We start from the raw sequence: 24,644 nt of genomic DNA, 5'->3' as shown, positions 1-24,644 counted from the left end.
CCGGAAACAGGCTCCACCCAGCATCATGAGAACAAAACCGAAATGATGCTGCGGCGGCCTTCATCCACTGCCACACAGAACAATTACCAAAATTCTAGCATGGCTTGATCTAGAGCCTTAATCGGGTGTAAAGGAGCGAACCACGACGGCGGGTGCCGCCCGCCGTCGTCGGGCGCCAAACGGGAAGGACCCCGCACTCGCTGAGTACGGGGTCCTTACCTTGACTTGCACACTAAGAGCAGGGCGGCAGGGTCCCTACGTGGCGCGGAACGCGACACGAAAGGGGCCGCCCTGATCGGCGTCAGCGGAAGTCGTTGCCGAGATCGTAGTCATCCAGCGGGATGGCGTGGAACTCGGGAGCTCCGTCGCCGCCCAGGGCGTCGTACGAGAAGTCGGTGAAGGCGCTGGGGCCCGTGAACAGGCTTGCCTTTGCTTCTTCAGTCGGCTCCACGGTGACCTCGGTGTAACGGGGCAGGCCCGTACCGGCAGGGATGAGCTTACCGATGATGACGTTCTCCTTGAGGCCAAGCAGCGGGTCGCTCTTGCCTTCCATGGCCGCCTGCGTCAGAACGCGGGTGGTCTCCTGGAAGGAAGCAGCCGACAGCCAGGACTCGGTTGCCAGAGATGCCTTGGTGATACCCATCAGTTCCGGACGGCCGGAAGCCGGGGTACGGCCCTCGGACACCACGCGACGGTTCTCGTCCTCGAAGCGGCTGCGCTCAGCGAGCTCACCCGGAAGCAGATCCGAGTCGCCGGATTCGATGACGGTCACGCGGCGCAGCATCTGACGGACGATGACTTCCACGTGCTTGTCGTGGATGCCGATGCCCTGGCTGCGGTAAACGCCCTGGACCTCGTCCACCAGGAACTTCTGGGCGGCACGCGGACCCATGATGCGCAGAACCTGCTTCGGGTCCACAGGACCGTTGATCAGCTTCTGGCCGACGCTGACGTGCTCGCCATCCTCGATGAGGAGGCGGGAACGGCGCAGCACCGGGTAGGCGATCTCCTCGGAACCATCGTCCGGGGTGATGATGAGGCGCATCTGGCGCTCGGACTCTTCGATGGCGATGCGGCCGGCTGCTTCAGCAATCGGTGCGACACCCTTCGGAGTACGGGCTTCAAAGAGCTCCTGGATACGGGGCAGACCCTGGGTGATATCGTCGCCACCGCTGGCAGAAACAGCACCACCGGTGTGGAACGTACGCATGGTCAGCTGGGTACCGGGTTCACCGATGGACTGTGCGGCGATGATGCCGACGGCCTCTCCGATGTCCACGGTCTTGCCGGTGGCCAGCGAACGGCCGTAGCAGAGCGCACAGGTACCGACCTTGGACTCACACGTGAGCACGGAACGGACCTTGACCTCGGTGATGCCGGCTGCGAGCAGCTCGGCAATGACGACGTCGCCGCAGTCGGTGCCGGCAGCTGCCAGCACCGCACCCTTGGAGTCGACGACGTCGACGGCGAGGGTACGTGCGTAGGCGCTGTTCTCGACGTTCTCGTCAAGGACCAGCTCGCCGTTGGAGTCCGGCACGGCGATCGCGGTCATGAGACCACGCTCGGTGCCACAGTCCTCTTCACGGACGATGACGTCCTGCGAAACGTCCACCAGACGACGGGTCAGGTAACCCGAGTTGGCGGTACGCAGCGCGGTGTCGGCCAGGCCCTTACGGGCACCGTGCGTGGCGATGAAGTATTCCAGCACCGACAGGCCCTCGCGGTACGAGGACTTGATCGGACGCGGGATGATCTCACCCTTCGGGTTGGCCACAAGACCACGGATACCCGCGATCTGGCGTACCTGCATCCAGTTACCACGTGCACCGGAGGACACCATGCGGTTGATGGTGTTCATCGGGGACAGGCTGTCACGCATCGCCTGGGCGATTTCGTTGGTGGCCTTGTTCCAGATCTCGATCAGTTCCTGGCGACGCTCGTCGTCGTCGATCAGGCCCTTGTCGTACTGGCCCTGGATCTTGGCGGCCATGGTCTCGTAACCGGCCAGGATGGCCGGCTTGGAGGTAGGCACCTCGATGTCGGAGATTGCCACGGTGACGCCCGAGCGGGTTGCCCAGTAGAAACCGGCATCCTTCAGGTTGTCCAGCGTTGCGGCCGTGACAACCTTCGGGTAGCGCTCTGCGAGGTCGTTGACGATCCGGGAAAGCTCGCCCTTGTCTGCGACAGCCTCAACCCACGGGTAGTCCTCCGGCAGGGTCTCGTTGAAGAGAACCTGGCCGAGGGAGGTCTGGACCAGTGCGGTCTGACCCGGCTCCCAACCTTCCGGAGCTTCCCAGCCCGCGTAAGGGACAAAGCCCTCAAGGCGGATCTTGACCTGGGAGTTCAGGTGCAGCTCGCGGGAGTCGTAGGCCATGATGGCTTCCGAAACCGAGGAGAAGATACGGCCTTCGCCTGCGGAACCAACGCGCTTGGTGGTCAGGTGGTACAGACCGATGATCATGTCCTGCGAAGGCAGGGTCACCGGACGGCCATCGGACGGCTTCAAGATGTTGTTGGAGGACAGCATCAGGATGCGGGCTTCAGCCTGCGCTTCGGGGCTCAGCGGCAGATGGACTGCCATCTGGTCGCCGTCGAAGTCGGCGTTGAAGGCGCCACAAACCAGCGGGTGAAGCTGGATGGCCTTGCCTTCAACAAGCTGCGGCTCGAATGCCTGGATGCCGAGGCGGTGCAGGGTAGGTGCACGGTTGAGCAGCACCGGGTGTTCGGTGATGATCTCTTCCAGCACGTCCCAGACCTGCGGGCGGTAACGCTCGACCATGCGCTTTGCCGACTTGATGTTCTGCGCGTGGTTGAGGTCAACCAGTCGCTTCATCACGAACGGCTTGAAGAGCTCCAGGGCCATCTGCTTGGGCAGACCACACTGGTGCAGCTTCAGCTGCGGGCCGACGACGATGACCGAACGGCCGGAGTAGTCGACGCGCTTGCCGAGCAGGTTCTGGCGGAAACGGCCCTGCTTGCCCTTGAGCATGTCGCTCAGGGACTTCAGCGGACGGTTGCCCGGACCCGTGACGGGACGGCCGCGGCGGCCGTTGTCGAAGAGGCTGTCAACAGCTTCCTGAAGCATGCGCTTCTCGTTGTTGACGATGATCTCCGGAGCACCGAGGTCAAGCAGTCGCTTGAGTCGGTTGTTGCGGTTGATCACACGGCGGTAGAGGTCGTTGAGGTCGGAGGTCGCGAAGCGGCCACCGTCCAGCTGGACCATCGGGCGCAGTTCCGGCGGGATCACCGGGACGGCGTCCAGCACCATGCCAAGCGGGCTGTTGTTGGTGGTCAGGAATGCGTTGACAACCTTCAGGCGCTTGAGCGCACGGGTCTTGCGCTGGCCCTTGCCGTTCTGGATGGTGTCGCGCAGGGACTCCGACTCTGCCTGCATGTCGAAGTTCTCAAGACGCTTCTTGATGGCTTCGGCACCCATGGAGCCTTCGAAGTACATGCCGTAGCGGTCGCGCAGTTCGCGGTACAGGCCTTCGTCACCTTCGAGGTCGGCGACCTTGAGGTTCTTGAAACGGTCCCAGACCTGCTCGAGGCGCTCGATCTCAGCATCCGCGCGCTTGCGGACGTTGGCCATCTGGCGGTCCGCGGAGTCACGGGCCTTCTTCTTGTCCGCAGCCTTGGCGCCTTCACCCTCGAGGCGGGCAAGCTCGTCCTCAAGGTCGCGGGCAATCGTGGCGATGTCGCTGTCGCGGTTGTCGACGAGCTGCTTCTTCTCGAGGTCGTGCTCCACCTGGAGGTTCGGCAGTTCCGCGTGGCGGCTCTCGGTGTCGACGCTCGTGATCATGTAGGCAGCGAAGTAGATGACCTTTTCGAGGTCCTTCGGTGCCAGGTCAAGGAGGTAGCCCAAACGGGACGGAACACCCTTGAAGTACCAGATGTGCGTGACGGGAGCGGCCAGCTCGATGTGGCCCATGCGCTCGCGGCGCACCTTGGCGCGAGTGACTTCAACGCCACAACGCTCGCAGATGATGCCCTTGAAGCGCACGCGCTTGTACTTGCCGCAGTAGCACTCCCAGTCCCGGGACGGGCCGAAGATCTTCTCGCAGAAGAGGCCGTCCTTCTCGGGCTTGAGCGTGCGGTAGTTGATGGTTTCCGGCTTCTTGACCTCACCGTAAGACCAGCCGCGGATGTCTTCCGCGGTGGCGAGGCCGATCTGCATGAGGCCGAAGGAGGATTCGCTGGACATATGGTCCCTGTTCTCTCTTGTTCTCTAAATTCTGAAGTCTTGGGTTTACGGAAAGAGGCAGCTGCCTTGGCTGGCGGTCTGCACCGCCAGCCAGAGCTGCTGTTTAGACCTCTTCTACGGAGCTGGGCTCTGCGCGAGACAGATCAATGCCCAGTTCTTCCGCAGCCGTAAAGACTGCGTCATCAGAGTCACGCATTTCGATCGTCGTACCGTCCGTGGAAAGGACTTCCACGTTCAGGCACAGCGACTGCATTTCCTTGATCAAGACCTTGAAGGATTCCGGAACGCCAGGCTCGGGGATGTTCTCGCCCTTGACGATGGCTTCGTAGACCTTCACACGGCCGTGGATATCGTCCGACTTGATCGTCAGCAGTTCCTGGAGGGTGTAGGCAGCGCCGTATGCTTCGAGCGCCCACACTTCCATTTCACCGAAGCGCTGGCCACCGAACTGTGCCTTACCACCCAGCGGCTGCTGCGTGATCATGGAGTACGGGCCGGTGGAGCGCGCGTGGATCTTGTCGTCCACCAGGTGGTGGAGCTTCAGGATGTACATGTAGCCCACGGAGATCGGGTCCGGGAACGGCTCGCCGGAGCGGCCGTCGAACAGACGGGTCTTGCCGGAGGAGTCGATCAGGCGGTCGCCGTCGCGGGTCACGTTGGTGGAATCCAGCAGACCTGTGATTTCCTCTTCGCGTGCACCGTCGAACACCGGGGTGGCAACGGTCGTCTGGCCGGATTCACGAGGCAGGTTCGGGAGGTTCTTGACCCACTCCGGCTCGCCTTCGATCTTCCAACCGGTCTTCGCAACCCAACCGAGGTGCGTTTCAAGCACCTGGCCGACGTTCATGCGGCCCGGAACACCCAGCGGGTTCAGGACGATGTCCACCGGCGTACCGTCGGCAAGGAACGGCATGTCTTCGATCGGGAGGATCTTGGAAATGACACCCTTGTTACCGTGGCGGCCGGCGAGCTTGTCGCCGTCGGTGATCTTGCGCTTGGCAGCAACGTAGACGCGGACCAGCTGGTTGACGCCAGGGGGCAGCTCGTCGTCGTTGTCGCGGTCGAAGACGCGCACGCCGATGACCGTGCCGGACTCACCGTGGGGAACCTTCAGGGAGGTGTCACGCACTTCGCGGGACTTCTCGCCGAAGATCGCACGGAGGAGGCGCTCTTCCGGAGTCAGTTCGGTTTCACCCTTCGGGGTGACCTTTCCGACCAGGATGTCGCCGGCTTCAACCTCGGCACCGATGTGGATGATGCCGCGCTCGTCCAGTCCTGCGAGGACTTCCTCGGACACGTTGGGGATGTCACGGGTGATTTCCTCGGCACCAAGCTTGGTGTCGCGGGCATCGATCTCGTGCTCCTCGATGTGGATGGAAGAAAGAACGTCCTCAGCGACGATGCGCTGCGACAGGATGATGGCGTCCTCGAAGTTGTGGCCTTCCCAGGACATGAATGCCACGAGGAGGTTCTTGCCGAGGGCGAGTTCACCCTGGTCCGTTGCCGGGCCGTCAGCAATGATGCCGCCGACTTCGAGGCGCTGGCCTTCGTTGACCAGGACACGGTGGTTGTAGCAGTTGCCCTGGTTTGAACGCGCGAACTTGTTGATGCGGTAGCTGGTTTCCGTACCGTCGTCGTTGAGCATGGTGACGAGGTCAGCGGAAACTTCGTTGACGACACCGGCCTTCTTCGCGATGACAACGTCACCGGCGTCGACGGCGGCGGCGCGCTCCATACCGGTTCCCACGAACGGGGCCTCGGAGCGGACCAGCGGCACAGCCTGGCGCTGCATGTTGGCACCCATGAGTGCGCGGTTTGCATCGTCATGTTCAAGGAACGGAATCAGAGCGGTAGCTACGGACACCATCTGGCGCGGGGAAACGTCCATGAACTGGACTTCGCCGGCCGGAACCAGGACGGGCTCGCCACCACCACCACGGGCACGGACAAGCACGGTTTCTTCCGCGAACTTCTTGTCTGCATCCAGAGGCGCGTTGGCCTGCGCAATCAGGACCTCTGCTTCGTCGTCGGCGGTGAGGTACTGGACCTCATCGGAAACAACGCCCTCGGACACCAGGCGGTACGGAGTCTCGATGAAACCGAACGGGTTGATGCGGCCGTAGGAAGCCAGCGAACCGATCAGACCGATGTTCGGGCCTTCAGGAGTTTCGATGGGGCACATACGTCCGTAGTGGGACGGGTGAACGTCTCGAACTTCCATGCCTGCGCGGTCACGGGACAGACCACCCGGGCCAAGGGCCGACAGGCGGCGCTTGTGGGTCAGACCCGACAACGGGTTGTTCTGGTCCATGAACTGCGACAGCTGGGAGGTTCCGAAGAACTCCTTGATGGCTGCCACGACGGGGCGGATGTTGATCAGGGTCTGCGGCGTGATCGCTTCGACGTCCTGCGTGGTCATGCGTTCGCGGACGACGCGCTCCATGCGGGACAGGCCGGTGCGGACCTGGTTTTCGATCAGTTCGCCGACGGCGCGGATGCGACGGTTGCCGAAGTGGTCGATGTCATCGATCTCGACGCGGAGCTCGTGGTCTTCGCCATCGCGCTTGCCCATGAGGGTCTTCTCGCCGGCGTGAAGCGCGACGAGGAACTTGATCATGGCCACGATGTCTTCAACGTGCAGGACCGAAGCTTCCTTGTCGCCAAGGGAGCGGTCGATGCCGAGCTTGCGGTTGATCTTGTAACGGCCAACCTTCGCCAGGTCGTAGCGCTTGGCATTGAAGTACAGGTTGTCCAGCAGGGACTGGGCAGCCTCGACGGTGGGCGGCTCGCCCGGACGCAGCTTGCGGTAGATGTCCAGCAGGGCGTCTTCGCGGGTTTCGGTAGCGTCCTTCTCCAGCGTTGCGCGCATGGAGTCGTACTGGCCGAACTCTTCGAGGATCTGGCCTTCGGTCCAGCCAAGGGCCTTCAGCAGAACGGTGACCGACTGCTTGCGCTTGCGGTCGAGGCGGACGCCGACCTGGTCGCGCTTGTCGATTTCGAGCTCGAACCATGCACCGCGGGACGGGATGATCTTTGCAGTGAAGATGTCCTTGTCACTGGTCTTGTCGGCGGTGCGCTCAAAGTAGGCGCCCGGCGAACGGACCAGCTGGGAGACGACGACACGCTCGGTGCCGTTGACAACGAACGTTCCCTTCTCGGTCATGAGAGGGAAATCGCCCATGAACACGGTCTGCTGCTTGATTTCACCCGTGTTGTTGTTCATGAACTCGGCCTTGACATACAGCGGTGCCGAGTAAGTGGCGTCACGGTCTTTGCATTCGGCCATGGTGTACTTCGGATCAGCGAACTCCGGCTCGGAGAAGCTCAGGGACATAGTGCCCTGGAAGTCCTCGATGGGGGAGATCTCTTCGAAGATGTCGGCAAGTCCAGAGGTGGTGGCGACGCTCAGGTCGCCTTCCTCGACGGCCTTTGCAACCCGCGACTGCCAGCGTTCGTTTCCGACCAGCCAGTCAAAGCTGTCTGTCTGCAGTGCAAGCAGATTCGGAACGTCAAGCGGTTCGTGAATCTTTGCGAATGAGAGCCGGCGAGTTGCACCATCGGTGCTTGCCGTATTAGCGGTTTCGTTATTAGAGGTGCTCGAGGCGACCAAGAGGGATCCTTCCACAGACCTTCAGGCGTTTTCAGATCTCCCCCGCTTGCACCCTGCAGATTGAATCCGCAGTGTACCTTTCCGGTTCCGCTATATGACCCGGGACCCCCGCTGGCCAAGACCATGCTCGTTCTAAACGGCACGTCGATGGCGCAGCTGAGAGGTAAAGCCCACCGCTATATGAAGGCTGAAGGTTAACAGGGAAGACGCAAATATCCACAATACGGCAAATCAACCCACCTGTCTACCCCACATCTCGCCTGAATGCAAGCACCGTTGCTGCAGGCACCTATGCGGGCACGGTGGGTGGAATGTTGTCCCGGGCTCCATCGTTGAATGGAGAGGTGATGTACCCCACGGTAACCTAGGCTCACCACCCTTGATCGGAAGAGAGAAAATGAGCACCCCCTCAGAAACAGCGGACAACAACAACGACGTTGTCATCCTTTCCGCCAGCCGTACCCCACAGGGACGGTTGAACGGGCAACTGGCCGGGTTCACCGCCGTCGAGCTCGGTGCTCACGCCATTTCAGGCGCCATTGCGGCAAGCGGACTCACTGCGGACCAAGTGGACGCAGTGATTATGGGGCAGGTCCTGCAGGCCGGCGCCGGCCAGAACCCGGCGCGGCAAAGCGCCATCGCCGCCGGAATCGGCTGGAACATCCCGGCGGTGACCATCAACAAGGTATGCCTCTCCGGACTCACTGCCGTGATCGATGCCGCTCGCATGATCCGCAGCGGCGACGCCGCCGTCGTGGTTGCCGGCGGCCAGGAATCGATGAGCCGCGCGCCCCACCTGCTGCCCGGTTCGAGGCAAGGGTGGAGCTACGGCGCGATCCAGGCACTCGACGTCGCGGCCCATGACGGCCTCACGGACGCGTTCGACGGCCAGTCCATGGGCCTGTCCACCGAAATCAAGAACCTCTCGCTCGGCATCGACCGCCGGTCCCAGGATGAAGTGGCCGCCGCTTCGCACCAGCGTGCGGCCGCGGCTGCCGGGCAAGGAGTGTTCGACGGCGAGATCACGCCCATCAGCGTCAAGCAGCGCAAGGGGGAACCCTTGGTGCTGACAAGCGACGAAGGCGTCCGTCCCCAGACCACGCTCGAGACCCTCGCCCCTTTGAAGGGCGCCTTTGCGACCGACGGAACCATCACCGCGGGCAACTCCTCTCCCCTGTCCGACGGCGCCTCCGCACTCGTGCTCACGAGCCGGCGCTTCGCCGAGGAGAACGGCCTGGAATACCTTGCCGTCGTCGGGAAACCCGGCCAAGTAGCGGGACCTGACAACAGCCTGCATTCGCAGCCTTCCAACGCGATACGGCATGCGCTGGACCGGGCGGGGTGGACAACGGCCGACCTCGACTTCATCGAGATCAACGAAGCCTTCGGTTCGGTGGCGGTGCAGTCCTTGAAGGATCTGGACTACCCCTTGGAGAAGTGCAATATCCATGGCGGTGCAATTGCGATCGGGCACCCGATTGGGGCCTCAGGAGCGCGGCTTGCCCTTCATGCGGCCCACGAGTTGAAGCGCCGCGGCACGGGCAAAGCGGCGGTGGCACTTTGTGGTGGCGGCGGCCAGGGCGAAGCCCTGCTTCTCTACCGCGACTAGTTATTCGGTGAGTTCCGAAGCGGGAAGAGCCATGAACGGAAAGGGTGCATGAATGCGGGGCACTGAGCGATTCCTCGCCGACGCGGCCAACCGCGGACTTGGGGTCCACCTCGTGGAGCGGGCGGCGGCAAGCAGCCTTGAGGACGCGGCCCGCATCATGGGGATCACACCGGCGGACATCGTGAAGTCGCTTGTGGTCAAGCACCGGGATGGCACGTTCCTTTTCGCGTTGGTTCCGGGTGACCGGCAAATCTCCTGGCCCAAGTTGCGCGCCCTCCTGGGCGTCAACAAGCTGTCCATGCCCTCCGCCGAGGTCGCCTTCGAGGCAACTGGCTATGAGCGCGGCACCATCACGCCGCTGGGAAGTACGACGCCTTGGCCGGTTTATGCCGATGCCAGCATCACGGGACGCCGGATCTCCATGGGCGCAGGCGAACACGGATTCAGCGCGTTCGTCAACGCCGACGAACTGGCCGCTGCGCTGGAGGCCGTCGTCGCCGACATCAGCGACCCGATCTGAGCCTTCCAACAAACGCAGGGCGGGGTCACTTACGGCCCATCCGGCATCCCCCAATGGGCCGTAAGTGACCCCGCGTTGCCCTTAAATGCAGGAAGCCCCGCCCGGACGAATCCGGACGGGGCTTCCCGAAAAGCCGAGTTACTTGACAGTAACCGTGGCGCCGGCAGCTTCGAGCTGCTCCTTGGCCTTCTCAGCGGCTTCCTTGGTGGCGCCTTCGAGAACAGCCTTCGGTGCACCGTCAACCAGGTCCTTGGCTTCCTTGAGGCCGAGGGAGGTGATGGCGCGGACTTCCTTGATCACTGCGATCTTCTTGTCACCGGCAGCTTCGAGGACGACATCGAATTCAGTCTTCTCTTCGGCCTCTTCAGCAGCAGCGCCACCGGCAGGGCCGGCGACTGCAACAGCAGCAGCGGTAACTTCGAAGGTCTCTTCGAAGAGCTTGACGAACTCGGAGAGCTCGATGATGGTCAGTTCCTTGAAAGCTTCAATGAGCTCTTCGTTGCTGAGCTTCGCCATGTTTGGCGTCCTTCCTTTAGGTGGTGCCGCCACGGACGTCGTCCGTTACTGCACCGCAGTTTGAGTGGGGAGAACTTAGTTCTCTTCGGTTGCTGCTTCAGCGGCTTCAGCCGGAGCGGCAGCCTCTTCCGCAGCAGCCTCGGCGGGAGCCTCTTCGGCAGCCGGTGCTTCTTCAGCGGCCGGTGCTACAGCGCCGCCCTCTTCTTCAAGCTTGAGGCGCAGAGCGTCAATGATGCGTGCAGCCGCGGCAGCAGGTGCCTTGAGGATGCCTGCAACCTTGGCGAGCTGCAGCTCACGGGACTCGAGGGCTGCCAGTGCGGCAACCTCTGCTGCGTTCAGTGCCTTGCCTTCGAAGTAGCCGGTCTTGATGACCAGCTGCTTGTTGGCCTTGGCAAAGTCCGTCAGGCTCTTGGCGGCAGCAACCGCGTCACCCTTGATGAATGCGATTGCAGTGGGGCCGGCGAGCTGACCGTCGAATGCTTCGACACCAGCTTCCTTGGCTGCAATGGCGGTCAGGGTGTTCTTGACGACCGAGAACTTGGTGTCCAGGCCGAGAGAAACACGCAGCTGCTTGAGCTGTGCAACAGAGAGCCCGCGGTATTCGGTCAGGACAGCGGCGTTCGATTCCTTGAAATCGTTGGTGATCTCAGCTACTGCGGAGATCTTGCTTGGCGTTGCCATAACCCTCCTTCCGGGGAATAAAGCCGGTCTTCCGGGTCCCCGCTCAAAAGAGCTGCAACTAAAAAACGCCCTGCGCAGATGCACGGGGCTTGGCTCGACACAATCCTACGATCGTGGAGATTTGCTTCGTTCACCTGCGCCGGCCGCCCTTTGTCAGGGTCCTTCGTCTAGGAAACCACTTGGTTCTTCCGCACATAGCTACAGAGTTGAGCTGTGCGCGGAGGAGTGGATTCCCATCAACCGACGGTCTTTGGTAGTTCAAGCTTACGGGACGGGCAAGTGCATCGCCAAATCGCGCCGGTTCACTCGGACGAGGTGACCCTCGGGCCCATGTTCGGCAGTTCCTTCTGCCACAGACCGGTGACCCCGGCGGTGGTGAACCCCAATTGCTTGTTGACGGTCAGCAGGTATCGGTTTTCGGGAGCGTTCCAGGTGTAGATCACCCGGGCGTCGGGGAACTGTTCGCTGAGGCGCTGCATATTGGCGACCTTGATGAGGAGTCCCAGCTTGTTTCCCCGGTGCTCCTGCAGGACGATCGTGTCGTCCTGGAAGACGACATCCTGGCGTTGTGCCAGCACGCCGATGGTGGTCAGCCCGACGATCCGCCCGCTGGCGACGTGCTCGACGGCGGTGACCACCGTTCGGCGCCCCTGCGCGACGGCGGCGTCTTCCGCCTGGCGCAACACACCGGCGTCGAACACCAACTGCTGTTGCTCGGCTTCCGCAGCGTCATTGCCTTCGGACACCACTTCCCCGGCCGCGTTCTCCAGCGCGGCCACGGCTTCGAGCCACTGTTGAGGGCAACGGTCGGTCCAGTGGTGGACCCGGTAACGGCCGGCGTTCGCGGCCTCGGCTTCGGCCTCGAGTTCGGCAACAAGCTTTGAATCAAGCGGGAGCGCGCAGGAACTGAATTGTTCGATGTGCTGGAGGGTGTAGCCGGTTCGCCGGGCAAAATCGACCTCGCGGCTGGCCAAAGGAACGAAGCCCAGGCCGCTGCCAGGCACGAGCTGGCCCTCCGCACCGCCGCGCAGGGACTCGGCAGGGTGGTTGGTGTCCACCATGATCATCGTCCGGCCCTCGCTTCTGGCGAAATGTTCGGCAGCTTCCAGAAGCTGCCGTCCGACGCCCCTGCGCTGGAATTCAGGGAGGATGTCCAAGGTGAACTCGGCGAGGTCCATGTTGTCGGCAAGGGGCAGCGCGATGTCCACGGTGCCGACAATGCGCCCGTCAACGCGGGCCACGAGAATGACCTGGCGTTCGTAAGGATCGCCGAGTTCGAGCAGCTTTTCCAACGGGGTGTAAGCGAGATCGTCCGTGCCCCAGATCTGCATGCGGACCCGGCGGCTGACTTCGACGGCGGCAAGGAAGTCCTTCGCGTCATCGGCGTCAAGGGAATCAGGGATCCAGAGTTGGCCGATCTCCACCGTGCTCGTCATTTGATCCTCTTTTGCCATTCGCCGTCGTATCCCGCCGGTTTGAAGCCGAGCTGTACGTTGATGGACAGCATATGTTCGTTTTCCTCGGCGTTAAAAGTCATGACGCGCTCGACTTCCGGATATTCCTTTTGAAGCCTGCGCAGATTGGCCAGTTTGACGAGCATTCCCAGTCCGTGGCCGCGGTGGGGCCTTGCCACCAAAGTGTCGTCTTGTTCGGCCACCCGCGGCTTCGCGGGATCACAGTAGATCACGGTGTACGCGACGAGCTCCCCCGTCCGCCGATGCTGCGCAGCGGCCACAAGGGCAGCCCGTCCCCCGGCAAGCGTCGTGTCCTCGAGTTGCCTGACCCGGTCAGCATCCCAGGCCTCTGCCTCGATCTCAAGGCCTCCCGCCGGCGTATCCGTGCTCATTCGGCCCATCAGCCCGGCCAAGTGGTCCACGCATTCGCCGGGGCAACGGTTCGTCCAGGCAAGGACCGCGTAATCGGGGTCGGCTTTGGCATGCGCCGCAAGCTCCAGCCGTGCCCACTCCGCGTCATGGTCCATGTCCAGCGTGCTGAATCTGCTGGCCAGTTCCAGGGCATATCCATTTTTGAGGCAGAAGGCTGCTCCCGGCCCGTCCTCGGGTACTCCCCCGGGTGCCGCGGCTGCGCCTGCGGGGCCGATCGGATGTTCGGTGTGCGCCTGAAGGACGCGCCTCCCCCGGGCCTCCGCAACCTCCTCGACGGTGCGGAGCAATGCGGTTCCGACTCCACGCCGGCGGTACGCAGCCAGGACATCTACGTGGAGCCACGCGGCATGGACGTTATCCGTGAGTGGAACGAAGCAGGAGGCATGCCCGATGATGCGTCCGTCAACCCGGCCGAAGAAATTCCTCGATGCCTCGTATGGGGTATCGCGCCATCCCGCGAGCCGGACTTGCGCAGAGAGTGCCCTGTCCAAGCTTCCCCAGGTTTCCTGCACCATGGCGTCCATCACGGAAGAGAGCTCCCGGAATTCCTTGCTGTCCGGCCCATTCAGGGAGTCCGGCAGGTTGAGCTCGTGGATGCTGAAATCCGGAAGCCGGCCTGTCATGCCCTCAGCCTAACGAGCGGCCGCCACCAGCGATAGGTGCCGGTCGCATACGACGAAAGGACCGCCCGGCGAATGCCGGACGGTCCTTTCAGAGTCGATGCTCCCGGTGGCTTACGCCTCGGTGAGGACCTTGGTGACGTTGGGGTCAACCGAGATGCCCGGGCCGAACGTGGTGGCGACCGTAGCCTTCTGGATGTAACGGCCCTTGGAAGCGGACGGCTTCAGGCGGAGCACCTCTTCCAGGGCGGCTGCGTAGTTCTCGGCCAGCTTCAGTTCGTCGAAGGAAACCTTGCCGATGATGAAGTGCAGGTTCGAGTGCTTGTCGACGCGGAAGTCGATCTTGCCACCCTTGATGTCGTTGACGGCCTTGGTGACGTCTGCGGTCACGGTGCCGGTCTTCGGGTTCGGCATGAGGTTACGCGGGCCGAGGACCTTACCGAGGCGGCCAACCTTGCCCATGAGGTCAGGGGTTGCCACTGCGGCGTCGAAGTCGGTCCAGCCGGCTGCGATCTTTTCGATCAGGTCATCGGAGCCAACGAAGTCGGCGCCTGCAGCGATTGCTGCTTCTGCCTTGTCGCCCGTTGCGAAAACCAGGACGCGGGCAGTCTTACCCGTGCCGTGCGGCAGGTTGACGGTGCCGCGGACCATCTGGTCGGCCTTGCGCGGGTCAACGCCCAAACGGAAAGCGACCTCAACGGTGGCGTCGAACTTGGACGGGTTGGTGTCCTTGGCGAGCTTGATGGCCTCGAACGGGGCGTAGAACTTGTCTGCCTCGATCTTGGCTGCGGCTGCCTCATATGCTTTGCTGCGCTTTGCCATGCTGCTTATTCTCCTTGTGCAGTTGTGGTCTGCGGACCGCGCTGGGCCCTGCCACAGTTGGGGATCCGGCGTGGATCTCCAACATTTTCAATGTTTCAATGGTGCCGGTTTCCCGGCGGTGCGCTCCGGCGTCGTCAGTTTCCCGAACAGACGCCATGAAGCGGTGAGGGGAATTAACCCTCGACGGTATCTAATTGTCGAAAGTCTCCGGGACTCACTTCCGGCGAGTGCTTCGTTCCTCAGCCCTCACCGTCCGTTCATTCCTGGACTATTCGACAGTGATGCCCATGGAGCGTGCGGTGCCGGCAATGATCTTGGCAGCGCCCTCAAGGCTGGTGGCGTTGAGGTCTTCCATCTTGGTGGTGGCGATCTCGTTGACCTGTGCCTGGGTCAGCTTGGCAACCTTGACGGTGTGCGGCGTGGCCGAACCCTTTGCAACGCCTGCAGCCTTCTTGATGAGCTCTGCAGCCGGCGGGGTCTTGGTGATGAAGGTGAAGGAACGGTCTTCGTAGACCGTGATTTCAACCGGGATAACGTTTCCGCGCTGGGCTTCCGTTGCAGCGTTGTACGCCTTGCAGAATTCCATGATGTTGACACCGTGCTGGCCAAGCGCAGGACCGATCGGCGGGGCCGGGTTGGCGGCACCTGCCTGGATCTGCAGCTTGATGAGGCCGGTGACCTTCTTCTTGGGAGCCAATGTAGGTCCTTCTCTCAATAACTTCCTAGGACACAGGAGCGTGCCTCAGGTTGATGGCCGCCATGGCAAGGCGGCCGGCCGCTCCGTGGCTGCTAAGCGGGCAACCGCGGGGCGAAATTCTTGGATCAACTAGATCTTGGTGACCTGGTTGAATGCGAGGGTAACCGGGGTTTCGCGTTCGAAGATCGACACCAGGACCACAAGCGTCTGGGAATCCATCTTGATCTCCGAGATCGTGGCGGGAAGGGTCTCGAACGGGCCTTCCTTGACGATGACGGACTCGCCAACTTCGAAGTCGATGTCGACGGGCGTCTGGTGCTGCTTGTTGACCGGCTTGCCCTTTTCGGCCTGCTGCTCTTCGAAGACCGGAGCCAGCATCGAAAAGACTTCGTCGAGGCGAAGCGGGACCGGGTTGTGTGCGTTGCCCACGAATCCGGTGACACCGGGGGTGTGGCGGACGGCGCCCCAGGACGCGTCAGTCAGGTCCATGCGGACGAGGACGTAACCCGGAATGCGTACGCGGTTGATGATCTTGCGCTGGGCGTTCTTGATCTCAACGACTTCTTCCATGGGCACCTGGATCTCGAAGATGTAATCTTCCATGTCCAGGGTCTGGATGCGGGTCTCAAGGTTGGCCTTGACGCGGTTTTCGTAGCCGGCGTAGGAGTGGATGACGTACCAGTCACCCTCCTGGCGGCGAAGCTTGGCCTTGAACTCCTCAGCGGGGTCCGCGGGCGCTACGGCTGCAGCGGCGGCCAGGGCGTCGGCGTCGGACGCATCGGAGTCGTCGTCGTCTGCAGACTCGTCGGCCTCGGACTCATCCTGGTCGGCGTCGTCGACGTCGGCAGTTTCGGGCGCAGCAGAATCGACCTCGGATCCTTCCACGGCGTCAGCCGTGGCGTGGGCCGTGCTTTCAGCGGGCCCATCCAGCTCAGTCTCAGTTACCTCGAGCTCCTGCTCAGACACTTGGTCTCCTGCTTCCTCATTGCCTAACATGCCTATTTAAATGGCTCAATTCCGCAAACCCTGCGAAATCCCTTGATTTTCCGGGGATTCCACGCGGTTTGCGGAGCGATCCGCTTAGTGGTTCGTGGTGCCAGTAGCGCCGAAAACCCATTTGATTCCCGTACCGAAAGCCAGGTCCAGGATGGTGACGACAAGCATCATGATGGCCACGAACACCAGCACCACGACTGTGTAGTTGACCAGTTCCTTGCGGGTGGGGGCAACTACCTTCTTGAGTTCACCAATTACCTGGCGGACAAAAAGCGCAATTCGAGCGAAGAGGCCGGAATCGGACTTCTTGGCAGGGCGGCCCTTCGAGCTGCTCGCAGCTGTTTCGGTCACCTGATCCTCACTCATCTATGCAAACGTCGTTGACCCGACTCTGATCAGAGCCATGGTTGCTGCGCTTGTTCCAAGGAGAACCCCGGAACAGCTTGCGCAGGGCAGACAGGACTCGAACCTGCAACCTGCGGTTTTGGAGACCGCTGCGCTACCAATTGCGCCACTACCCTATGGAACGAATCCATATTTTGGCCACACTCCATCAAAGCCAAGGAATCCCGAAGAACACGGGAATCCGGAGCCAGTCTGGGGCGCGAACCATTGTGATGTTTTTCAACACCGGTGAACCAGTCTACGCAACAACGTCGCGATAGTCGAACCGGGCCATTTCCGGAGCGTTCAGGCCTTGCGGCTGATCAGTGCTCGCTTGATCAACGCACACTGTCACTTTCCCGGCGTTAGCCCGATAGCTCCGCAGAACAGCATAAAGTAGATTCCGTCGAATCCCACCATCCAGCTCATGAGCTGCCCGCGAAGAACGGTGCTTTAAATGTCTGCCGGAATACCTGCCGCCCGCATTTCACAGCGAATTTCCGCCATCGCCGAATCCGCCACCCTTGCCGTTGACGCCAAGGCCAAGGCGCTCAAGGCAGCGGGTCGCCCCGTGATCGGCTTTGGCGCCGGGGAGCCCGACTTCCCGACCCCCGACTACATTGTCAAGGCTGCCGTCGAGGCCGCCGCCCAGCCGAAGTACCACCGGTACTCCCCCGCTGCCGGCCTGCCGGAGCTGAAGAAGGCTATCGCGGACAAGACGTTCCGCGATTCGGGCTACAAGGTTGACCCTTCCCAGGTGATGGTGACCAATGGCGGCAAGCAGGCCGTCTACAACACCTTCGCCACACTTGTCGATCCGGGCGACGAAGTAATCATTCCTACGCCTTTCTGGACCACTTACCCGGAGGCGATCCGCTTGGCCGGAGGCGTTCCCGTTGAGGTCTTCGCCGGCCCCGAGCAGGGTTACTTGGTCACCGTGGAGCAGCTCGAAGCTGCGGTCACCGACAAGACGAAGATCCTGCTTTTCGTTTCGCCGTCCAACCCGACCGGGGCTGTCTACAGCGCCGAACAAGTGGCCGAGATCGGAAAATGGGCTGCGGCCAAGGGCCTCTGGGTGGTCACCGACGAAATCTATGAGCACCTGACGTACGACGGCGTGCCCTTCACCTCGATTGCCACTGCCGCCCCCGAACTCGGCGACAAGGTGGTCATCCTCAATGGTGTCGCCAAGACCTACGCCATGACGGGATGGCGCGTTGGATGGATGATAGGCCCGGCCGACGTCATCAAGGCCGCCACCAACCTCCAGTCCCACGCGACGTCGAATGTTTCCAACATCATGCAGATCGCAGCCCTCGCGGCAGTCTCCGGTCCGCTGACCGCCGTCGACGAAATGAAGGTGGCCTTCGATCGCCGCCGCAAGGCGATTGTCGCCGGACTGAACGCGATCGAGGGCGTGGAATGCCCGACGCCGGCCGGAGCCTTCTACGTGTACGCCGATGTCCGTGGGCTGCTGGGCAAGGAGTTCCCGACGTCGAACGGTCCTGTCCGTCCGGCAACGTCCGCTGAGCTCGCCTCACTGATCCTCGACGAGGTTGAGGTCGCTGTTGTTCCGGGCGAGGCCTTCGGCCCCTCCGGTTTTGTGCGCCTCTCGTACGCCTTGGGCGACGACGACCTCGCCGAAGGCGTTCGACGCCTCCAGGAATTCCTCGGCCAGGCCAGGTAACCACCCGCCTGCACAAACGCCCGCTCACCTTGGGACAGAGGTGAGCGGGCGTTTGGGTTTAAACCCCCAAAGGCGAGCGGGCGTCAGAGGAGGCGGCGCTCGGCGGCCCACTTGGTCAGTTCGTGGCGGCTGGAGAGCTGGAGCTTGCGGAGCACTGCCGAGACATGGGTTTCCACGGTCTTGATGGAAATGAACAACTCTCTGGCCACCTCCTTGTAGCTGTAGCCCCGGGCGATGAGGCGCATGACTTCCAGTTCCCTCGAGGAGAGCCGGTCGAGTTCGTCGTCGGCGATCTCGGCAGGAGACGTTCCAAACGCGTCCAGGACAAATCCTGCGAGCCGCGGCGAGAAGACGGCGTCGCCGTCGGCCACGCGGATCACGGCGTCGGAGATCTCGGGGCCGGAAATGGTCTTGGTGACATAGCCACGGGCACCTGCCCGAATGACGGCCACGACGTCCTCGGCTGCATCCGAGACGCTCAAGGCCAGGAAGCTCGTGCTCCCGCGCAACGCCGAGGACCCGCTGATGACTTCCCGTCCGCCGCCGCCAAGTCCGCCCGGCAAATGGACGTCAAGCAACACTACTTCAGGCTGAACCTCGGCAATCACGGCGATGGCTTGCTCCACAGTTCCGGCTTCGCCCACGACGTCGATCCTGGAATCGAGGTCGGCCTTCAGCCCGGACCGGAAGATGGCGTGATCGTCCACGATCACCACGCGCACGCTCCGCTCCACTTGCTCTGATAAGGCATTCATGCTTTGGCGTCTCCGTTTCGGTTTTCTGCTTTGTCGGCGTTCTCGACAGGCAGTTTCAGGCGGACTTCCGTGCCCTCGGAACTGCTGTCGATGACCGCTGTGCCGCCGTGGCGTTTCATCCGACCGATGATTGATTCCTTGACTCCGAGGCGGTCTTCGGGGACGGCATCCGGGTCGAAGCCGGGTCCGCGGTCCCTGACGAAGACCTCGCTGCCCGAGTCGGAACTCTCGAGATAGACGGACACGGCTCCGCCGCCATGCCTGGCGGCATTGTGCATCGCCTCGCGGGCCGCCAGGACGAGTGCTTCGTGCCGGTCCGTCATGGCCGCGTCTCCCACGCTGACGACGTCGACCGGGTGTCCGTGGGCGTCCTCCACTTCGGCTGCGGCCGCGGCTATCCGCTCCGCCAGGAGTCCCGAGTCCTTGGCGGCGTCCCGGTACAGCCAGGTGCGCAGCTCACGCTCCTGGGCACGGGCGAGGCGGACCACGTCCTGCTCGGAACCGGCCCGGCGCTGGATCAAGGCGAGCGTCTGCAGTACCGAGTCGTGCAAGTGCGCGGCAATCTCGGCCCGCTCGGTCTCGCGGACCCGCGCCGCCCGTTCAGTTTCCAGGTCTTTCCAGAACTTCAAGCCCCAGGGCAGCAGCACCAGGGCGACGCCGCCCAACACGGCGATGGAAGCCAACAGGGCGAGCCAAGTCTGCTCCCACGAGCCGGAACCGGACACCATGACCAATACACCGGCAACCACGAGGGTCAGGCCTGCGGCGAGGCGGACCCAGCCGCCGGCTTGGTCCGCCTTGGTCTTGTCCACCAGTCCGGCCCGGCGCGTCTCGTCCAGCTGCATCCAGGCAATCGCCGCTCCGCCGAGTATGGCCGCTGCGGGGATCAGGGTGCCGAGCGGGACTTCGACGCCGAACTGCCGGGCGATGAGGATGGCAGCCACCAGGAGGAGGCCCGCTCCCAGGAGGATCTCCTTCCCGTACTGGATGCGCTTCAACTTGAACCAGGAGGCGACGACGGGTGCCGGGGCGTACAGCGGCAGGGGCTGCGCTCCGGCGTCGGGCGCTGCCACATCGGGGGGCATGCCCACCGAAGGAGGCATGCTCACCGCGGGAGCAATGGGCGACGCCGGCCGGCGGCTATTGCGGCGGGCGCTTTCGTCGGCGGTGGGCACCATGACCCACAGCCACGCGTAGAAGACCACGCCCGCGCCGCCTGCGAACGAGGCCAGGACCATACCGAGCCGGATGTACTTCACGGGCCAGCCCAGGTGGTCCGCCAGGCCGCTGCACACGCCGGCAATCATCCGGTCGCCGCTTCGGACCAGCGGCGGGCGTTGCATGGCGGTTGTCATGAATCCATCCAAACACGTATCAGGGCCTTCGGCGCTCGAAGCCAGGGCATCTCAGGGGGCCACTCAGGGAACGTTCAGGGTATCCCCCAATAGAGGGCTGCGCCGCGGGGCGGCAAGATCGAAGTATGAACGCGAACAGCATGAATCCCGAGGACCCCGGACAAGCACCGGAGCCCGGACAAACTGCAGAATCCAGCCACCCTGCCGGGGTGGGCTCGCCCGAGGAGCCGGCCCAGCCCAACGCCGGCCACACCGGCGGCGCGGCTCCGGACTACGCTGTGCCCGCTCCCCCGCAGAACTTCTTCACCTGGATCCGAAGCCAAGGCATCAGCCGTGGCCGGGACCGGTGGGTGGGCGGCGCAGCGAGCGGCATCGCGCACCGCTTCGGCATCGATCCCTTGATCGTCCGCGGCATCTTCATCATCCTCACCCTCTTCGCCGGTATCGGCATCCTGCTCTACGGCATCGCCTGGGCGCTCCTGCCCGAACCCGATGGCCGCATCCATGCACAGGAAGCCGGGGCCGGCCGCTGGTCCGCAGGCATGACCGGCGCCCTCATCACAACCATCATCGGATTGCCAAGCCTCGGCCGCGGCTTCTGGGGATGGGGCTGGAACGGCGTTCCCGGAATCCTCTGGACGCTGTTCTGGGTAGGCGGCATCGTCTACCTGATCTATTTCCTGGTCCAGCGGAGCAAAGCCCGCAGCGGTAGGCAGAGCATGGGCCCACACCACTATGCGGCCGCTCCAGGTTCCTTTGGCGACACAGGCACACAGGCCTCGGCAGGCTATCCGGCCGGCCCGTACAGCGCGGGCCCCTACAGCGCCGGGTCTTCCGGGCCTGGGACTTACAGCGCCGGGGCTTACGCAGCCGGCAATGACGGGGCCGGCGGCCCCGTGACCCCTTCAGGTCCCGTCAATCCCACGGGCCCCTACCCACCGGCCGGCGCACCCCATCACCCCGAGCGTCCCGAGCGGCAGAGGCGGCAGGGACCGGGCGCGGCGATCGTAGCGGTTTCAGCGGGCGCGGCCCTGCTGGGCGGCGGAACAATCAAGCTGCTCGACGCCGGCAACGCCATCCACCTGGGCGACGCCGCCAATGCAGTGGTCTGGGCCACGGGCGCCGCAGTCCTCGGCCTCGGCATCCTGGTTGCCGGGCTTCGTGGCCGCACGTCGGGGCTGCTCGGCTTCCTTGCCATCGCGACGCTCGTGATCGGGGGCATCTTCAACATAGCCCCCAACGCGGACCACTTCCGCCTGCAGAATGCCCAGTGGAATCCTGTGAGCATCGACGATGCCCGCAAAGGCTTCGACATCACCGGGGCCAACGGGACCGTCGACCTGACCAAACTGAACCTGAGCGCACCGCTGAGTTCCGACGTCGTGGTTCCCATGGACGTGACCGCAAGCAACATCAAACTCCTCGTCCCCGCGACAGTGCCGGTGGAGGTCCAGGCAGACATGACCTTTGCGAACCTCAAGCAGGACGGTAGTGCCGTCGCCCAAAGCAGCGGTGGCACCCTGGACAGCTTCAACATGGACAAGCCCGGCGCCAAGCTGGTCGTCAAACTCAACGGAACGTTCAGCAACGTCACCGTCCAGGAAGGAAACTGACATGAGCACGCACGAACCCACGCGGGCCTTCGAACCAGACCCCGTCCCGGCGCCTGCATCTCCTCCCCAAGCCCGGGCAAGGGTGGGCACGGTGGTCTGGGGGCTGATCGTCCTGGCTCTCGCAGCCTTGATCATCATTTCCAAACTCGGCCTCGTGGCCCTCAACGGCAACTATGTGCTGATCGGGCTCATGATCGGAGCAGGTGCGGCACTCGTGATCGGAGGGCTGGTGTCGGCGCGCTCCCGAAAAGGCAGCGGGTCCGGCCCTGGCTCCGGGACCGGCGCCGCCGATTCCGGCCACCGCTAGCAAGAAGCACGTGACAAAGCAGCCACAACACGGAAGGCTCTAGCCATGAACAAGTTCTTCAGCATCGTACGAGGCATCGGCCTGAAGCGCGGTCCGCAGCGTCTGATCGGCGGGGTGTGCGGTGGCATCGCCGCCAAACTGAACGTGGACGTGGCCTACGTCCGCATCGGCTATCTGATCTTCTGCCTGCTACCCGGGCCAGCCGTGCTCATCTACATCGTGGCGTGGCTGTTGCTTCCCAACCAAAGGGGCGACATTGCGCTGGAATCTTTCCTCACCCAGCGTTCGCAAGGGAAGAACTAGCACGGCCCGGGCTTGCCCGGGCTGTTTCCTGGTTATTTCAAAAGTCTCATCCACGGCGGTGGTCATGGTTTGTGTCCCACCCCACATTTCCCCCTACAATCGTTGTGAGCTCAGCGTGGCGCTCTGCACGTATACCTCCTAGCCAGGATTTGAGCCCTCATGAAAATTGGAATCCTTACCAGCGGTGGCGACTGCCCCGGACTCAACGCCGTCATCCGCGGCGCCGTCCTCAAGGGAATTGCCATCCACGGCCAGGAATTCGTCGGTTTCCGGGATGGTTGGCGGGGCGTCGTGGAGGGCGACGTCATCGACATTCCCCGCACGATGGTCCGCGGTATCGCCAAACAGGGTGGAACCATCCTTGGCACGTCCCGCACCAACCCGTTCGAGAACGGCGGCGGGCCGGATGTCATCAAGGCCCACATGGACCGCCTCGGCATCGACGCGATCATTGCCATCGGCGGCGAAGGCACCTTGGCCGCTGCGAAGCGCCTCACCGACGCGGGCCTAAGGATCGTGGGCGTCCCCAAGACCGTGGACAACGACCTCGACGCCACCGACTACACCTTCGGCTTCGATACCGCCGTCCAGATCGCCACGGAAGCCATCGACCGGCTGCGCACCACCGGAGAATCCCATCACCGCTGCATGATCGCCGAGGTCATGGGACGCCACGTGGGCTGGATCGCCCTGCACGCGGGCATGGCCGCGGGCGCGCATGCCATCCTGATCCCCGAACAGAAAGTCAGCATCGAGCAGATCACGGAATGGGTCCAGGAAGCCCACGATCGTGGCCGCGCACCGTTGATTGTTGTTGCCGAGGGTTTTGTCCCGGACCACATGGAAGCCCCGCACTCCGAACGCGGCCTTGACACCTTCGGCCGGCCCCGCTTGGGCGGCATCGCGGACCAGCTCGCCCCCGAAATCGAAGCCCGCACGGGCATCGAGACCCGCGCCACGATCCTCGGCCACATCCAGCGCGGCGGCGTCCCCTCGGCTTTCGACCGCGTGCTGGCCACCCGGCTGGGCATGGCAGCCATCGATTCCGTCGTGGAAGGCCGCTGGGGAACCATGGTGGCCCTCAAGGGCACCGACATCGAGCATGTGGGCTTCGAAGCTGCCCTCGGCAAACTCAAGACCGTCCCACAGAACCGCTACGACGAAGCCGCGGTACTGTTCGGCTGAGCCGGCCCCTCAAAGGAATCTTCCTGGAGCAGGCGGGTACCACGAGGTGGCCGCCTGCTCCTTCCCTTTCCGGTGACTGCATAGACTCGATGTCATGGAACTTGATGCGGGATCGGCGGAAATTGTGCTGCTGGCCTGGGCCCGGCACTTGGGGTTCGACGACGAGGCCTTCAGTTTCGTCTCCGGCCCAGCCGCTGCCCGCACTGGGGAGCGCTTGGTCAGGGAAGACGACGACGCCGAATCCATCACGTTCGTGAGGCTCTTTGGCCGCTCCGCATTGGTGGCTCCGGCTTGGGCGGTGGCCGCCGCCGTCGGGTTCTCAGACGATCAACTGAGCGAGCATTCCACACTGTTGCGGATCAGTCGCGAACACGGCGGCCACGGGCTCGGGACGTCGGCACTGCTGTTCGCCGACGATTTACCCCTCTTCCAGCCGGGCGGTGAAGTCACCGTCTCCCACGGCCATCCGGAGGCAATCGAGTTGGAGGGCAGGTGCCCTCCGGACGACGTCAACGAGGTCCACCTCTCAAAAATGGACCACCATTTCACCGTGATGGACGGGAACGAACCGGACCGCAAACCGGTGGCCTGCGGCGCCTACGCGGAATGGCAAGGGATCCTCGCAGACATGGGCGTCCTGGTGCCGCCCGAATTGCGCCGGCAGGGGCTCGGAACCCTGGCTGCCTCGATCGCCGCCCACGAGGCACTCGCTTCCGGCCTGACGCTGCAGTGGCGGACTGCTCTGGACAACCGAGGTTCCATGGCCTTGGCCCGAAGGCTGGGATTCGCCGACGGCGGTATCCAGACCTCCGTACTGCTCCGCTAGCGACTTGCCCTGGCCGCGAGTTGGCAGACGATGCCCGCATTTTGGGGGCATCGTCTGCCAGTTCGCGCGGG

The 24,644-nt window shown here is 63.2% G+C and carries 20 protein-coding genes and 1 tRNA gene; 8 read left to right on the top strand and 13 right to left on the bottom strand.

Annotated elements, in window-relative coordinates; all coding sequences use genetic code 11:
- Nucleotides 1-301 precede the first annotated feature (301 nt).
- Both KNN17_RS01020 and rpoB read right to left on the bottom strand, forming a co-directional pair.
- Nucleotides 302-4,201 carry a DNA-directed RNA polymerase subunit beta' gene (locus tag KNN17_RS01020; protein WP_078108087.1) on the bottom strand — a complete coding sequence of 1,300 codons (3,900 nt, stop codon included), beginning with the start codon at nt 4,199-4,201 and terminating at the stop codon, nt 302-304.
- Between the two features lie 103 nt (nt 4,202-4,304).
- Nucleotides 4,305-7,811: a DNA-directed RNA polymerase subunit beta gene (rpoB, locus tag KNN17_RS01015; RefSeq protein WP_078108119.1), complete on the bottom strand. Its 3,507-nt coding sequence runs from the start codon at nt 7,809-7,811 to the stop codon at nt 4,305-4,307.
- A 397-nt stretch (nt 7,812-8,208) separates the two neighbouring features.
- On the opposite strand from rpoB, the gene KNN17_RS01010 reads away from it, so the two are divergent.
- Nucleotides 8,209-9,420: an acetyl-CoA C-acetyltransferase gene (locus tag KNN17_RS01010; RefSeq protein ID WP_241707090.1), complete on the top strand. Its 1,212-nt coding sequence runs from the start codon at nt 8,209-8,211 to the stop codon at nt 9,418-9,420.
- 52 nt (nt 9,421-9,472) lie between these two features.
- Nucleotides 9,473-9,940 (top strand): aminoacyl-tRNA deacylase, encoded by a 468-nt coding sequence (locus tag KNN17_RS01005; protein WP_241707089.1) that lies wholly within the window; start codon nt 9,473-9,475, stop codon nt 9,938-9,940.
- 138 nt (nt 9,941-10,078) lie between these two features.
- Here the strand turns inward: KNN17_RS01005 and rplL are convergent, their stop codons facing one another.
- From rplL to KNN17_RS00960, 9 genes are all read right to left on the bottom strand, one after another.
- Complete coding sequence (gene rplL / locus KNN17_RS01000; protein WP_059387353.1) at nt 10,079-10,456, bottom strand: 50S ribosomal protein L7/L12; 378 nt, start codon at nt 10,454-10,456, stop codon at nt 10,079-10,081.
- Between the two features lie 75 nt (nt 10,457-10,531).
- Nucleotides 10,532-11,137, bottom strand: coding sequence for a 50S ribosomal protein L10 (rplJ, locus tag KNN17_RS00995; protein WP_078108073.1), 606 nt, complete (start codon nt 11,135-11,137; stop codon nt 10,532-10,534).
- A gap of 302 nt (nt 11,138-11,439) precedes the next feature.
- A complete protein-coding gene (locus KNN17_RS00990; RefSeq protein WP_372489595.1) occupies nt 11,440-12,591 on the bottom strand; it encodes a GNAT family N-acetyltransferase in 1,152 nt (383 codons plus the stop codon).
- Nucleotides 12,570-13,646: a GNAT family N-acetyltransferase gene (locus KNN17_RS00985; RefSeq protein ID WP_241707087.1), complete on the bottom strand. Its 1,077-nt coding sequence runs from the start codon at nt 13,644-13,646 to the stop codon at nt 12,570-12,572. Before KNN17_RS00985 ends, KNN17_RS00990 begins: the two co-directional genes overlap by 22 nt.
- 111 nt (nt 13,647-13,757) lie before the next feature.
- Nucleotides 13,758-14,465, bottom strand: coding sequence for a 50S ribosomal protein L1 (gene rplA, locus KNN17_RS00980; RefSeq protein ID WP_028265118.1), 708 nt, complete (start codon nt 14,463-14,465; stop codon nt 13,758-13,760).
- A 268-nt stretch (nt 14,466-14,733) separates the two neighbouring features.
- Nucleotides 14,734-15,162, bottom strand: a complete 429-nt coding sequence (rplK, locus tag KNN17_RS00975) for a 50S ribosomal protein L11 (protein WP_028265119.1) — start codon at nt 15,160-15,162, stop codon at nt 14,734-14,736.
- A 129-nt stretch (nt 15,163-15,291) separates the two neighbouring features.
- Nucleotides 15,292-16,128, bottom strand: coding sequence for a transcription termination/antitermination protein NusG (gene nusG / locus KNN17_RS00970; RefSeq protein WP_241707086.1), 837 nt, complete (start codon nt 16,126-16,128; stop codon nt 15,292-15,294).
- Nucleotides 16,129-16,242: 114 nt separating this feature from the next.
- Nucleotides 16,243-16,524 (bottom strand): preprotein translocase subunit SecE, encoded by a 282-nt coding sequence (gene secE, locus KNN17_RS00965; RefSeq protein ID WP_059387348.1) that lies wholly within the window; start codon nt 16,522-16,524, stop codon nt 16,243-16,245.
- A gap of 82 nt (nt 16,525-16,606) precedes the next feature.
- A tRNA-Trp gene (locus KNN17_RS00960) sits at nt 16,607-16,679 on the bottom strand.
- 320 nt (nt 16,680-16,999) lie between these two features.
- Here KNN17_RS00960 and KNN17_RS00955 point away from each other — a divergent pair.
- Nucleotides 17,000-18,229 carry a pyridoxal phosphate-dependent aminotransferase gene (locus KNN17_RS00955; RefSeq protein ID WP_241707085.1) on the top strand — a complete coding sequence of 410 codons (1,230 nt, stop codon included), beginning with the start codon at nt 17,000-17,002 and terminating at the stop codon, nt 18,227-18,229.
- Nucleotides 18,230-18,312: 83 nt separating this feature from the next.
- Here the strand turns inward: KNN17_RS00955 and KNN17_RS00950 are convergent, their stop codons facing one another.
- Nucleotides 18,313-18,984, bottom strand: coding sequence for a LuxR C-terminal-related transcriptional regulator (locus tag KNN17_RS00950; protein ID WP_241707084.1), 672 nt, complete (start codon nt 18,982-18,984; stop codon nt 18,313-18,315).
- Nucleotides 18,981-20,339, bottom strand: a complete 1,359-nt coding sequence (locus KNN17_RS00945; protein ID WP_241707083.1) for an ATP-binding protein — start codon at nt 20,337-20,339, stop codon at nt 18,981-18,983. The genes KNN17_RS00950 and KNN17_RS00945 overlap by 4 nt, the downstream gene beginning before the upstream one ends.
- A gap of 125 nt (nt 20,340-20,464) precedes the next feature.
- On the opposite strand from KNN17_RS00945, the gene KNN17_RS00940 reads away from it, so the two are divergent.
- From KNN17_RS00940 to KNN17_RS00920, 5 genes are all read left to right on the top strand, one after another.
- Complete coding sequence (locus KNN17_RS00940) at nt 20,465-21,952, top strand: PspC domain-containing protein (RefSeq protein WP_241707082.1); 1,488 nt, start codon at nt 20,465-20,467, stop codon at nt 21,950-21,952.
- Between the two features lies 1 nt (nt 21,953).
- The gene (locus KNN17_RS00935; protein WP_241707081.1) at nt 21,954-22,259 is read left to right on the top strand and encodes a hypothetical protein; all 306 of its coding nucleotides are present in this window, start codon (nt 21,954-21,956) and stop codon (nt 22,257-22,259) included.
- Nucleotides 22,260-22,304: 45 nt separating this feature from the next.
- Nucleotides 22,305-22,562, top strand: a complete 258-nt coding sequence (locus KNN17_RS00930) for a PspC domain-containing protein (protein ID WP_078108066.1) — start codon at nt 22,305-22,307, stop codon at nt 22,560-22,562.
- 159 nt (nt 22,563-22,721) lie between these two features.
- A complete protein-coding gene (locus KNN17_RS00925; protein ID WP_078108065.1) occupies nt 22,722-23,747 on the top strand; it encodes an ATP-dependent 6-phosphofructokinase in 1,026 nt (341 codons plus the stop codon).
- Between the two features lie 94 nt (nt 23,748-23,841).
- The gene (locus KNN17_RS00920) at nt 23,842-24,573 is read left to right on the top strand and encodes a GNAT family N-acetyltransferase (protein WP_241707080.1); all 732 of its coding nucleotides are present in this window, start codon (nt 23,842-23,844) and stop codon (nt 24,571-24,573) included.
- The last annotated feature ends 71 nt before the right edge of the window (nt 24,574-24,644 follow it).

The organism is Arthrobacter bambusae, from assembly GCF_022606295.1.
GTDB classification, from domain to species: domain Bacteria; phylum Actinomycetota; class Actinomycetes; order Actinomycetales; family Micrococcaceae; genus Arthrobacter; species Arthrobacter bambusae_A.
Note: the sequence above shows the minus strand (reverse complement) of the source record. Positions and strands in the feature narration are given on the sequence as shown.

Coding starts and splice junctions, on each gene's coding strand:
- KNN17_RS01020 (WP_078108087.1), bottom strand. CDS start 4,201: ATGTCCAGCGAATCCTCCTTCGGCCTCATGCAGATCGGCCTCGCCACC.
- KNN17_RS01010 (WP_241707090.1), top strand. CDS start 8,209: ATGAGCACCCCCTCAGAAACAGCGGACAACAACAACGACGTTGTCATC.
- KNN17_RS00990 (WP_372489595.1), bottom strand. CDS start 12,591: ATGGCAAAAGAGGATCAAATGACGAGCACGGTGGAGATCGGCCAACTC.
- KNN17_RS00955 (WP_241707085.1), top strand. CDS start 17,000: ATGTCTGCCGGAATACCTGCCGCCCGCATTTCACAGCGAATTTCCGCC.
- KNN17_RS00985 (WP_241707087.1), bottom strand. CDS start 13,646: ATGACAGGCCGGCTTCCGGATTTCAGCATCCACGAGCTCAACCTGCCG.
- KNN17_RS00950 (WP_241707084.1), bottom strand. CDS start 18,984: ATGAATGCCTTATCAGAGCAAGTGGAGCGGAGCGTGCGCGTGGTGATC.
- KNN17_RS00945 (WP_241707083.1), bottom strand. CDS start 20,339: ATGACAACCGCCATGCAACGCCCGCCGCTGGTCCGAAGCGGCGACCGG.
- KNN17_RS00925 (WP_078108065.1), top strand. CDS start 22,722: ATGAAAATTGGAATCCTTACCAGCGGTGGCGACTGCCCCGGACTCAAC.
- rplJ (WP_078108073.1), bottom strand. CDS start 11,137: ATGGCAACGCCAAGCAAGATCTCCGCAGTAGCTGAGATCACCAACGAT.
- KNN17_RS00930 (WP_078108066.1), top strand. CDS start 22,305: ATGAACAAGTTCTTCAGCATCGTACGAGGCATCGGCCTGAAGCGCGGT.
- KNN17_RS00920 (WP_241707080.1), top strand. CDS start 23,842: ATGGAACTTGATGCGGGATCGGCGGAAATTGTGCTGCTGGCCTGGGCC.
- KNN17_RS00935 (WP_241707081.1), top strand. CDS start 21,954: ATGAGCACGCACGAACCCACGCGGGCCTTCGAACCAGACCCCGTCCCG.
- rplL (WP_059387353.1), bottom strand. CDS start 10,456: ATGGCGAAGCTCAGCAACGAAGAGCTCATTGAAGCTTTCAAGGAACTG.
- secE (WP_059387348.1), bottom strand. CDS start 16,524: ATGAGTGAGGATCAGGTGACCGAAACAGCTGCGAGCAGCTCGAAGGGC.
- KNN17_RS00940 (WP_241707082.1), top strand. CDS start 20,465: ATGAACGCGAACAGCATGAATCCCGAGGACCCCGGACAAGCACCGGAG.
- rplA (WP_028265118.1), bottom strand. CDS start 14,465: ATGGCAAAGCGCAGCAAAGCATATGAGGCAGCCGCAGCCAAGATCGAG.
- KNN17_RS01005 (WP_241707089.1), top strand. CDS start 9,473: ATGCGGGGCACTGAGCGATTCCTCGCCGACGCGGCCAACCGCGGACTT.